8 protein-coding genes are annotated in these 12,493 nt (G+C 41.0%); 5 read left to right on the forward strand and 3 right to left on the reverse strand.

Translation table 11 applies throughout. From position 1 onward, the window contains the following. Window positions 1-276 precede the first annotated feature (276 nt). From cysM to mutM, 5 genes are all read left to right on the forward strand, one after another. Window positions 277-1,224 carry a cysteine synthase CysM gene (cysM, locus tag H140_RS0105055; RefSeq protein ID WP_019672578.1) on the forward strand — a complete coding sequence of 316 codons (948 nt, stop codon included), beginning with the start codon at window positions 277-279 and terminating at the stop codon, window positions 1,222-1,224. 151 nt (window positions 1,225-1,375) lie between these two features. After that, window positions 1,376-2,188, forward strand: coding sequence for a 3'-5' exonuclease (locus tag H140_RS0105060; RefSeq protein ID WP_227672872.1), 813 nt, complete (start codon window positions 1,376-1,378; stop codon window positions 2,186-2,188). Between the two features lie 115 nt (window positions 2,189-2,303). After that, window positions 2,304-3,869 carry a 23S rRNA (uracil(1939)-C(5))-methyltransferase RlmD gene (rlmD, locus tag H140_RS0105065; RefSeq protein WP_019672580.1) on the forward strand — a complete coding sequence of 522 codons (1,566 nt, stop codon included), beginning with the start codon at window positions 2,304-2,306 and terminating at the stop codon, window positions 3,867-3,869. A 584-nt stretch (window positions 3,870-4,453) separates the two neighbouring features. Next, window positions 4,454-7,015 (forward strand): RelA/SpoT family protein, encoded by a 2,562-nt coding sequence (locus H140_RS0105070; RefSeq protein WP_406947559.1) that lies wholly within the window; start codon window positions 4,454-4,456, stop codon window positions 7,013-7,015. A 200-nt stretch (window positions 7,016-7,215) separates the two neighbouring features. Further along, window positions 7,216-8,142 (forward strand): bifunctional DNA-formamidopyrimidine glycosylase/DNA-(apurinic or apyrimidinic site) lyase, encoded by a 927-nt coding sequence (mutM, locus tag H140_RS0105075; protein WP_019672582.1) that lies wholly within the window; start codon window positions 7,216-7,218, stop codon window positions 8,140-8,142. A gap of 97 nt (window positions 8,143-8,239) precedes the next feature. Here mutM and mscL read toward each other — a convergent pair whose 3' ends face one another. The 3 genes from mscL to H140_RS0105090 form a co-directional block, all read right to left on the reverse strand. Beyond that, window positions 8,240-8,674, reverse strand: coding sequence for a large conductance mechanosensitive channel protein MscL (gene mscL / locus H140_RS0105080; protein ID WP_019672583.1), 435 nt, complete (start codon window positions 8,672-8,674; stop codon window positions 8,240-8,242). Between the two features lie 389 nt (window positions 8,675-9,063). After that, complete coding sequence (typA, locus tag H140_RS0105085) at window positions 9,064-10,911, reverse strand: translational GTPase TypA (RefSeq protein ID WP_019672584.1); 1,848 nt, start codon at window positions 10,909-10,911, stop codon at window positions 9,064-9,066. 240 nt (window positions 10,912-11,151) lie between these two features. Further along, window positions 11,152-12,363 (reverse strand): OmpA family protein, encoded by a 1,212-nt coding sequence (locus tag H140_RS0105090; RefSeq protein ID WP_019672585.1) that lies wholly within the window; start codon window positions 12,361-12,363, stop codon window positions 11,152-11,154. Between the last annotated feature and the right edge of the window lie 130 nt (window positions 12,364-12,493).

Consider the following 12,493-nt stretch of genomic DNA (forward strand, 5'->3'; position numbering starts at 1 on the left):
TACTAGGGGCTGTCAAGTCATTATTATATTATCTGTATTGCGATTGTGCTGCCTTTATTAGGGTCTGCTTAGCTCATAAGTTCAAGTGTAACAGGTTTTCAACGTATTGCAGATAACCAGTTACGTTGCAAAGTGTTATAATCTTTTTCATTTGTCGTCATCGCCCTACCATAATACGTTACACATGACCTCGATGCGACATACACATACACCATTGCTTTATTTTGAATAGCAACTTAATTTTTGTTTATTTAAAAACTGTATTGAGAGTTTTATATGCCAAATTCTATCCAATCCCCCGTTAACTTTATAGATCAAGTCACCACCTTAGCTGACTGTGTGGGCAACACTCCATTGGTTGCTTTAAAGCGCTTACCTCAAATTGAAGGGGTTGCCGATCAGATACAGTTATTGGCCAAGCTTGAAGGTAATAACCCAGCCAGCTCAGTAAAAGACCGCCCTGCATTTAATATGATTTTTCAGGCAGAGAAGCGTGGTGATATAAAGCCTGGCGATACTTTAATAGAAGCTACTAGTGGTAATACTGGCATTGCACTTGCTATGGTCGCTGCTATGCGTGGTTATGAAATGATTTTGCTGATGCCAACTAACTCAACCCAAGAGCGCAAAGATGCGATGGCGGCATATGGCGCTACTTTAATTGAAGTTGATGACGGTATTGAAGAGGCTCGAGATCAAGCATTACAGATGCAAGCTGAAGGCAAGGGTATTGTACTAAATCAGTTCTCTAATCCAGATAACAGCGCTGCTCACCATGCCACCACAGGCCCTGAGCTGTGGCGTCAAACCGAGGGGCGTATTACCCACTTTATCAGCTCTATGGGTACTACGGGCACCATCTCAGGTACAGGTAAATATTTAAAAGAACAAAACCCAGCCATTCAAGTCATCGGACTACAACCAGATGACAGCTCATCTATTGCTGGTATCCGCCGCTGGCCTGAGGCATACAAACCTGAAATTTATGATGCCAGTGTTATCGATAGAGTGATCGATATTAATCAAAGCACAGCAGAAGAATATATGCGTAAATTGGCACGTACTGAGGGTATCTTAGCTGGTGTCTCATCAGGTGCTGCTGCTTGGGCGGCTCTACAAGTTGCCAAAGAAATTAGCAATACTCAGCCTGATGCGGTTATCGCCTTTATTGTGTGTGATCGTGGTGACAGATACTTATCAACAGGCTTGTTTACCGCTGAGTAATCTTTTTTTATATTGTCACCTTTTATTAGGGCGTGTCTTTAATTCGTGCAATGGCATTTAAGTGGGCTCAAAATAGCTAAATCTTTTTTTATCACCACTTCCAAAATGAAGACACCCCCTAGGATCTATTGATAACTGAGCTTTATAACTGATGATGACTGACGCTGTTAACACGCCTATTTTAGTATTTGATATTGAAACTGTTGCCGATATTGAAGGTGCACGTCGAATATATCCACAGCTGGCAGCACTGAGTGAAAACGATGCACAGGCTGCACTAACCAGCTTACGCGTCCAAGAAGCAGGACATGACTTCATGCGCCTGCCTTTGCAACGTATTGTTTGCATCTCTTGTTTATATATAAAGTCTGGACAGTTTTCTTTATTTTCGTTGACCGCTGATATGATGAGCGAGCAACAGATACTAGCAACCTTTTTCCGTGCTTTTCATGAGTTTAAAAATCTACCGCAGCTGGTCAGTTGGAATGGCTCAGGCTTTGATATACCAGTCCTTATCTATCGTGCCATGCAATATGATCTAAGCGTGCCTTTACTATTTGAAACTGGTAACCGCATCAATAGTATGCGCTTTGACAACTATGTTAGCCGCTATCATGATCGCCATCTAGACTTAATGGACCGCTTTAGTCAATATGGTGGCAGTCGCCGTGAAGCGATGAACTTAGTTGCTACCCTTTATGGCTTACCTGGAAAAATGCAAAAAACAGCAGAGCAAGTCGCTGACTTAGTAGCCGATCAACAATGGCACGATTTAGCCTTATATTGCGAATCAGATGTGCTTAATACTTGGCTCATTTATTTGCGCTGGCTGCGCCTAACTGGTGCTTTAAGCTCTACTGACTTTGACTTATGGCAAACCCAAACTCGTGACTTTCTTAACAATAAGCTTGAGGAAGATAGTAGCTTACGCCATCAGGCATTTTTAGAACATTGGTCACAGTAGAGGTTAGATTTAATTTATGTGTTAAAATCCCTACCTATTTATCCATCCTACTCACTCACTACTCACATTTTTTAGCACTTTTAACCATTAGCACTTTTAACAAACAGGCAGGTCTATGCAGCCCACCGATACCAACAATACTCCGACAACCAAAACCAAGCGCTCTGTTCTAGCAAATGCGCCAAGTAAAAAACAATCAAAACCAAGCTCACGGGTGCGTCGCCGCTTAAAAGATGCCCCACCTCTGCCCTTTCAAATTGATGGCTTATCTCATGATGGTCGTGGTGTTGCTATTTATGGCAATCATTTTGGTACAGACGATGGACACAGTGAAGATAAGCATGGCAAAAAGGTCTTTGTTAGTTTTGCTCTGCCTAATGAATCAGTCGAAGTGTGTTTGACCAATAGCCGTAAAAGCTTTGAAGAAGGTGATGCCATCAAGGTACTAGCCAATCCACACCCAGAGCGCCAAACCCCACCCTGTCCTCACTTTGGCACCTGCGGAGGTTGTAGCTTACAGCATTGGCAACCTGAAGGTCAGATTGCCTTTAAACAAACGGTATTGGCTGAGTTATTAGAGCACCAAGCACAAGTTCAACCAGATAATTGGCTTAAACCAGTTGTAGCAGATCGCTTAGGTTATCGCACCAAAGCACGTATGGGTGTACGCTATGTCGCAAAAAAAGAGACTGCTCTGGTGGGATTTCGTGAACGTAACAGCAACTTTTTGGCCGAATTAAATGAATGTCATATCCTTGATAAGCGTATTGGTTTTGAGCTTGAAAACTTAAAAGCTTTGATCAGCTCATTAGAGGCACGCGCTCATATTGCCCAAATTGAGCTAGCAATGGGGGAAAAACTACCAGAGTTGATAGACGGTAATCAGCCGATAGCGCTTATTTTACGCCATTTACAGCCATTATCTGAACAAGATATTGACAAATTAAAAGCTTTTTTTAAGGCGCGTAACTGGCAGCTTTATTTGCAGTCTAAAGGTCCTGATAGCATTAAGCGAGTGCTATTAACCGAAAATGACGATATAAGTCAGCAGTTTGGTCGCTTGTATTATCAGTTGCCTGAGTTTGATTTGACTTACGAGTTTATTCCAACTGACTTTACACAAGTAAACTTATCAGTCAACCGTAAGATGACAAAGCTGGCATGTGACTTGCTAGATCTTAAAACAGGTGAGCGTGTACTCGACTTATTTAGCGGTTTAGGTAACTTTAGTCTACCTTTAGCACGCTTAGTTGGTGGCGAAGATGGTACTCAAGGCTTAGCTATCGGCGTAGAGGGCTCAGATGCAATGACCGCTCGTGCCGCAGATAATGCCAAGCGTAATGGTGTTAGTAATACTGAGTTTTATAACCAAGATTTAACCCAAGACTTCAGTGATCAACCCTGGGCACAACAGGGCTTTGATGCCATCTTAATTGACCCACCTCGCTCAGGTGCTTGGGAGGTAATGCAATACTTACCACGCTTTAATGCTTCACGCCTTGTATATGTCTCTTGTAATCCAGCGACACTGGCACGTGATACTAAAGCGCTGATTGAGCAAGGGTATCGCTTGACTCATGCTGGAGTAATGGATATGTTTTGTCATACAGGGCATGTTGAGTCGATTGCCCGCTTTGAAAAAGTAACAGAAACAGCTCATAAGACGAATGACTTTGACTAGGGCGTATCTTCATTTTAAAAATGGCGATAAAAACAAGATAAGTCACAGTCAGCCGAGGAAAATAACGGGTTAATATCATAATATTAACCCGTTATTTGACGCTGTATGCCAAGATTTAGTCACTCTTACCCCATCAGTCCTCAAAACGCCAATTAGGGACACACCCTAGCACTAAAAAAAAGAGAGTATATTGATTATCCTAATAAGTTAGCATTCTTTACGTTGCTTGCTTATAGCTATTTACTTTTAGTTATTTACTTTATCGCATACCAAGTCTGTGATATAAATTAACTCTCAGAGAACAGTTGTACACAAATATTACCTTGAAATTTTACTTTTAGATAAGATAATAAGTAATAGTCATTCATGATAACCACCTACATTTATCCACATCTATTTAACGCACTTTATTGATTTAACATATAAATTTATCAGTCGATTAAGTAAGTTATTTATATCATCAAAGCTTATGGAAGCTTAACCTATAAATATAAAGGGAGGAAGACTTGGTAAAAGTTCGTGAAGGGTTACCCCTTATTGATGGTCAAACGACAACAGAAGATAGCGCCTCCCTAGCTGCACAAATGATAGCCCAACAACAGCATGGCTACTATAATCCAACGCGTGTCTCCATTGGGATGCTAAATGAAGATTTAAAAAAACAACTAGCAACCTCGAAGTTAGCAACAGCAATGGATCGCTCATTACAGGCAGATATCCCACCTCTTAATGACGTCTCTATTTTGAAAAAAGTTCAGCTTGATAGCTTAACTTACACTCAAAACCCAGTGGAAGTTGATAAATATACGCTACAAGCGCAACTTGATACTCAACAAGTCTCCTCTGAGGGTTTCGCAAAGCTGACCGATGAACCTACCAAAATATTGGCAGAAAATACCTTGATTGACCTGCCAGCTTGGTTAAAGGCAGTTTCCAATCGTGTCAATATTCCGCAACTACCAGACTTAGCCAAGGCCTGTGATTTAATTGGCACAAAATCAAGTATGGATGAAGAGGACGGTCGTTCAAGTGCATTTATGACAGGTATCGGTATGACCGATATTTTGACTTATCTTTATCAAGATGAAGATGCGCTTACCGCTGCCATGCTCTATCGCGCTGCTCGTACCCAGCTCATTTCACATGAGCGTATTCAACAGCTGTTTGGAGATGAGGTTGCCACCTTAGTCAAGGACGCACTGGCGATGGGACAACTGTCAGAAATTATCGAAAGCAACAAGCGTCTAGAAGATCATTTTGTTAATAACCAACGTGAGCAACTGTCAAATATTTACAGCATGCTCATCTCCATGACCAACGATGTACGTGTCGTGCTCATTAAGTTAGCTGAACGTACTTTTGCCATGCGTGAGCTGTCGTATGCTAGCGAAGAGCGCCGTCAACGTGTCTCTCGTGAGGTAATGACCATTTATGCGCCACTGGCTCACCGTTTGGGCATTGCACAGATCAAGTGGGAGCTAGAAGACTTAGCCTTTCGTTATCTGGCACCAGAGCGCTATAAAGAAATCGCCAAGTTACTGGCCGAAAAGCGTAGTGAGCGTGAAGCCTATATTGAACGAGTTCAAGCTCAACTAGAAGCTAGCTTAAAAGAGGCTGGCATTAAAGGTGAAGTCTCTGGGCGGGTGAAGCATATTTACTCCATATACCGTAAAATGAAGCTAAAAGGGCTATCTTTTGATCAATTGTATGATATTCGCGCACTACGTGTCTTGGTTGATACAGCAGCAGAATGTTATCATACCTTGGGCTTAGTACATGGTATGTGGCGCCATATCCCTGAGCAATTTGATGACTATATTACCAATCCAAAAGCCAATGGCTACCGCTCATTGCACACTGCTGTTATTGCAGAAAACAAGTCACTAGAGGTTCAAATTCGTACCCATCAGATGCACTTTGAAGCTGAGCTGGGTATGTGTGCACACGTCAATTATAAAGAAGGTGGCAAAAACAAACAAGACGCCTATTTAAGTCAAAAAATCAACTCATTACGTCAACTGCTACTGGCAGGCAGTGACAATACCAATAAGAACTTACTCGATCCAACCTTGACCGAAGAGTTCGAGCATGACGCTGAATCAGAAGATGATGCATTGGTTGATTTTGGTGAGCTTGAACATATTTATGTATTTAGCCGTGATGGTGACATTACTGAGCTACCAAAAGGAGCTACTGTACTCGACTTTGCTTACTATGTGCACACGCAGGTAGGTAATCGTGCACAAGCCGCTCGTGTTAATCAACGCTTTGTGCCCCTAACCTATCAGCTAAAAACTGGTGAGCAAGTTGAGATTATTACCAAGTCTTCACGTGAGCCTAACCGAGACTGGCTAGTACCATCATTAGGCTATATTCACACCAACCGTGCCCGTTCCAAACTGCGTCAATGGTTTAATAAACAAGACCGTGATAAAAACCTAGAAATTGGTAAGCAGATGCTGGCCAAAGAGCTGATGCGCCTATCAATTAGTAGCAATAGTGTGCATTTAAAGGACTATGTCAAACACTTTGGCGTTAACTCAGCCGATGATATTTTAATCGGCCTGGTCACTGGTGAAATCGGCTTGCATCAGCTTACTGGTCATATTTCACGTGAACTTAATTTGGTGACAGACACAGAAGAGCCTGAGCATCCAGTCTATACCACGCCTCAGACCAAAGCACCTAGCAAGCAAGATGCCAGCCAAGTCTATATCGATGGTCTAGATAATATAGAAACTCGTTTTGCCAACTGCTGTCAGCCAGTTTACGGAGAGCCTATTGCTGGCTTTATAACCCAAAGTAGTGGAGTTTCGATTCACAACCGTGGCTGTGCTGAATATGCACGTCTTATCGAGCGTGAACCTGAGCGTCAAATTGCAGCAACTTGGACGACTCAACAAACCACATATCAGCCAGTTGAGATTATCATTGAAGCTTATGATAGGCGAGGTTTACTGCGAGACTTAACCCAGGTTATTGATAAAGAAAATATCAATATCCGAGGCGTCGATACCAAAAGCGATGATGACAATGTGGCTCATTTAAAGTTTAAATTAGAAGTTACAGGCCTCTCTCAGCTATCTAAATTATTGGCTAAGCTTGAACAACAACCTGGTATTTTACATGCCAGACGCGCAGTCTAAAGAGAGGTTGCCTTAATACTATTGCAATTTTGGTTCAAGCTCGTCAACAGATGAGATAATACAAAGATAAGAAGTTATACCAAATCTAAAAATTAAGCTATCGAGGAAAACGAGTGCAAACGCTACAAGTAGTAGGTTTAGCGAGTTTGACAAAGATAGGTTATTTTTCAGAAAAGGTATTAATTATAAGATAATCAAATATGCCTGAGTTACCTGAAGTTGAAACCACTAAAATCAGCCTAACACCTTTATTAAATCAGCAAGTGGCTAAGGTCGAAGTATTTCAACCTAAGTTGCGATGGCCTGTTCCGTCTGATTTGACACTACTAAAAGGGTATCATCTACAACAAGTGACACGCAGAGCAAAATATCTTATTTTACAGTTTCAACATGATACGGCCACTGAGTGCGATAACAAACAAAAAAACACTGCCAGTCATTACAAGTCTATCATTATACACTTAGGCATGTCTGGTAGTCTTCAGCAGTTTGACTCAGGTCATGATAAACGTAAGCATGACCATTTAATCATTCACTTTCAAGACCCACAAAATAAAACCATAAGTCAGCAACTACACTATCATGATCCACGCCGCTTTGGCGCACTACTTTGGTTTGATGACTATGCAGAGCGACTATTTGACCACTTGGGTGTCGAACCACTAAGTGACGTATTTAATGCTGACTATTTATATGACAAGATCCATCGTATAACAGAAAATAAGGCACGCACAAAGGTTGGCAAAAAAGCAGTTAAGCCCATTTCCCGTCCAATTAAATCAGTGATTATGGATCAGGGTGTGGTGGTCGGCGTTGGTAATATTTATGCCACTGAAAGTTTGTTTTTAGCCCAAATCCATCCTAATACCCCAGCACATCAGCTTAATCAAGCTCAACTGGTAGTGTTAACCGAACACATCCGCGCTATTTTGCAGCGAGCGATTAAGCAAGGTGGCTCAAGCTTGCGTGATTTTAAAGTAGCCAATGACACTACTGGCTATTTTCAGCAAACATTGCTGGTCTATGGTCAGTACAGCCAGCCCTGTCCAACTTGCGGTACAACAATAGACAAAGTAACCATCAATGGGCGCGCCAGTACCTTTTGCCCTCATTGCCAGCCTCTTTAACATCAGTAAATTTAGGCATAAAACGTAAAGCATAAATGTAAAAAAAGAAACCAACAAAGCCAGCTTCTTTTTTATTTACATTTTATGGCGGTGTTCATTATTTGCTGAGCTTTTCACTAATCTCGCGCAATAACAAAATCTCCTCTGATGGTACTTCCTCTGCCACCTCTTCCTCAACTTCTTTATTACGGCGCATTTTATTCATTCCTTTTACCATCATAAAGATAATAAAAGCTAAAATAAGAAAGTTGATTAACACTGTGATAAAGCTACCATAGGCCAATAAAGGAACACCAGCTTCTTTTAATGCGTCATATGTCATGGCGACCCCTTCTGGTGCCTCGCCTAATACAACAAACATATTTTCAAAGTTAATTTCACCACCAACAATAAAGGCCACAATTGGCATGATGACATCTTCAACTAATGAGTTGGTAATGGTCGAAAAAGCACCGCCGATGATCACACCAACTGCTAAGTCCATCACATTGCCTTTTAGGGCAAACTCTTTAAATTCTGAGATAATACTCATGGGTTGTCTCCAAATTCTGTTATTCTTGTTTGTCTCTATACCTGATTTTTATATCTCTTGGATTCATATTTTTTTTAACTTTAGTCACAGTCAACAAATTGAGGTAGAAAGCAACCAAATAAAAGTACTACTGCCGCAGACTAAATGAAGTTAACACCCTAACTCTTTTGTTTGGCTATGACTATATTACTGGCTAATCCGTAGCTATCACCTAATCAAAAACAATTAATTTTTGTCAATCAAACTCTAGAGGCTTTATAGGGGCTGTATAGAATATAAAAAAAGGGCTAACATAATATCTTATGTTAACCCTTTTGTTTATTACTTTATTGTTAAAAAGCAATATAAATTAAGAGAAGTTTAACATTATAATGTGTACCAATGTTAGATTACTTGTCTTTTTTGCGGCTGTGACGCTTACGCTCACTTTCAGTCAGATATTTTTTGCGTAAACGAATTGATTTTGGTGTTACTTCTACTAACTCATCATCTTCGATAAACTCAAGTGCTTGCTCAAGAGTAAACTTAATCGCTGGTACTAAGGTTAGCGCCTCATCAGTACCACTAGCACGAACGTTCGTTAACTGCTTGGCTGTGGTTGGATTCACTACCATATCATCACTGCGTGAGTTTAGACCAACAATCATACCTTCATATACTTCAAGCTGTGGTTCAGCAAATAACTTACCACGCTTTTGTAAGTTAAATAAGGCATAACCCAGACACACACCATTGGCCATAGATACTAATACGCCATTTGTACGACCGCCGACATCGCCAATCTTCTGTGGTCCATAATGTGAGAAACTTGAGGTTAAAATACCCGTCCCTGAAGTTAAAGTCATAAATTCAGAGCGGAAACCAATCAGTCCACGTGCAGGCATTACTGCTTCAATACGCATACGGCCTTTACCATCGAGCTGCATATCAGTCATTTCACCTTTACGCAAACCCACTTGTTCCATGATGGTACCTTGGTGCTGCTCTTCAACATCAAAGATAACATTTTCATAGGGCTCTTGTAGCTCACCATCTACTTCTTTAACGATTACTTCTGGGCGTGATACGGCCAGCTCAAAACCTTCACGGCGCATATTCTCAATCAACACTGACAGATGCAACTCACCACGACCAGATACTTTAAACTTTTCAGCTGACTCTGTGTCTTCAACACGCAGGGCCACATTATGAATTAACTCACGCTCTAAACGCTCACGAATATTGCGCGAGGTCACAAACTTACCTTCACGACCAGCAAAAGGTGAATTATTCACTTGGAAGGTCATAGATACCGTTGGCTCATCAACAGTCAATGGCGGTAACGCTTCGACATGGTTTGGATCACAGATAGTATCTGAGATATTTAGCGCATCAACACCTGTGATACATACAATATCACCAGCTTGGGCTTCATCTACATCAACACGATCTAACCCATGATAACCCATGATTTTTAAAATACGGCCATTACGTGTCTTACCCTCTTTGTCTATAACGGTTACAGGCGTATTAGTTGATATGCGTCCACGCTCAATACGGCCAATACCGATAACACCAACAAAGCTATTGTAATCTAGGCTTGAGATTTGCATACGAAATGGTGCATCAGCATCAACTTGTGGTGGTTCAACCACATCTACAATAGTTTCAAACAAGGGTGTCATATCCTCAGCCATCGCATCTGGTTTAAGACCAGCAATACCATTTAATGCTGAAGCATAAACAATCGGGAAATCAAGTTGCTCATCAGTTGCGCCTAAGTTATCAAATAGATCAAAAATTTGATCCATAACCCAATCAGGACGCGCACCTGGACGATCAATCTTGTTAATAACAACAATAGGCTTTAAGCCTTGCTCAAATGCTTTTTGAGTCACAAAACGAGTTTGCGGCATTGGACCGTCAACAGCATCTACGACTAATAATACGCAGTCCACCATTGACATAACTCGTTCTACTTCACCACCAAAATCAGCGTGACCTGGGGTATCTACAATATTAATACGGTATTCAGTATCTCTGGTTGGATGTTGCCACTTAATGGCTGTATTTTTGGCAAGAATTGTAATACCACGCTCTTGCTCAATTGCGCCTGAATCCATTGCGCGTTCCGCAACATTCGCACGCTCATCAAAAGTACCTGATTGATGTAATAGTTTGTCAACTAAGGTGGTTTTACCATGATCAACGTGGGCTATGATAGCGATATTGCGTAAATTTTGTATTTCATTAGACATATATTAAATGCTCAATATTTTCATTTTCGGGTAATAATAAGTAACAGACCTATTGGGTCGCAGCAGTATAACACTATTTAACAATAGCTTTTTAACTGATTTTATAGATTCTTAATTAAATTAAGTCTAAATTAGCAAAAAAGCTAGCTAAGTTACTTTTAATTTAAATTAGATTGAAAACAAAAAAAGCCACCAATTTGGCAGCTTTTTTTAAATAACTACTAAAACATACTCTAAAGATTACTGAACGTTCATATCTTTAGTTTGGTCAACAGTCATGGTTTTGTTACCAGTGATAACAGCATATACACGACGGTTCATTGCACGACCTTCTTCAGTATCGTTTGGTGCGATTGGGCGATCAAAGCCGTAACCAACAGTGCTTAGACGGTTTGGAGCAATACCGAACTCGTTAGTAAGCATAGATTTCACAGCGATCGCACGAGCTTCTGATAGACGCTGGTTATAGGTAGCAGAACTACGGCTAGTTTTTGAAGCGTGACCTTCAATGCTAGCAGATGAGTTTGGATACTCACGCATTTTTTCAGCTACTTTAGCGATTTCTGGCTTGTACTGCTCTTTGATTACTGATTTGTCGTTATCAAAGAATACACGTAGCTCCATTTTTAGCTCATCATCGATCTGAACTTGAACAGGACAACCGCGCTCATCAACAACAACGTTTGGTGGAGTGTTTGGACACTGGTCTAGTCTGTCAACAACGCCATCACCGTCAGAGTCTTGGTCAGCTTCAACAACAACAACTGGAGTTGGCTCAACTGTTGCTACTGGAGGTGCAACAACTGCAGGGGCTAAGTGACCGCCTAGTACAACTTCTAGACCAGCTAGCGCCATACCTTCCCACCAGTTGTTATCAAAGTTATGAATCGCACGTGCTTCACCACGTAAGCTTAGTGCATCATTGATACGATACATAGCACCTAGACCTAGGTTACCAATGGTATCTTTAGTTTCAGCAGTTCTAGTACGACCTCTGCTTTCATATTTAAGCTTAGACTGACCAGCACCGATTAGAGCGTATGGACGGAATGCACTGTCACGGTAACCAGTAAACTGATCAAAGCCTACCAAGAGGTTAGCAGAGATCATTCTTTGTTCCATATCACCCACATCAGTATCACCGATCTGAGCGTCAGTATCTGATACACCATATTCGATTTGGAATTGGGTCGATGGCGTTAGCTCGATACCAATTGCCGCACCAGTATATAAACCATCTTCTTTAGCGACACCACCATGTGTATCTTTAGGGTTCTTAACACCAGCTAAACTATTGCCTTGTGGGCCAAATAAATCGCCTTGTTTTTCTTGGGTTGTGCTATTTTCACTATAGTGATAACCAAGTAATAATGGCGTCACAGTTACACCAGCTGTTGCTACCATTGGCGCAGTTGCAGCAAGTATAGCTAAAGTCATCTTGTTAAATTTCATAAACTTCCTCCAAGGGGATGGTTTGTGTGCAAAAAAACACTTAATACCTCTAATTGTAACACTTAGTTTGTTTTTATGGAAACTAAGCGCTAATTTATACTTTCGCATAATAGCTTATATATAAATTAAA

Source organism: Psychrobacter lutiphocae DSM 21542 (assembly GCF_000382145.1).
Classification (GTDB): domain Bacteria; phylum Pseudomonadota; class Gammaproteobacteria; order Pseudomonadales; family Moraxellaceae; genus Psychrobacter; species Psychrobacter lutiphocae.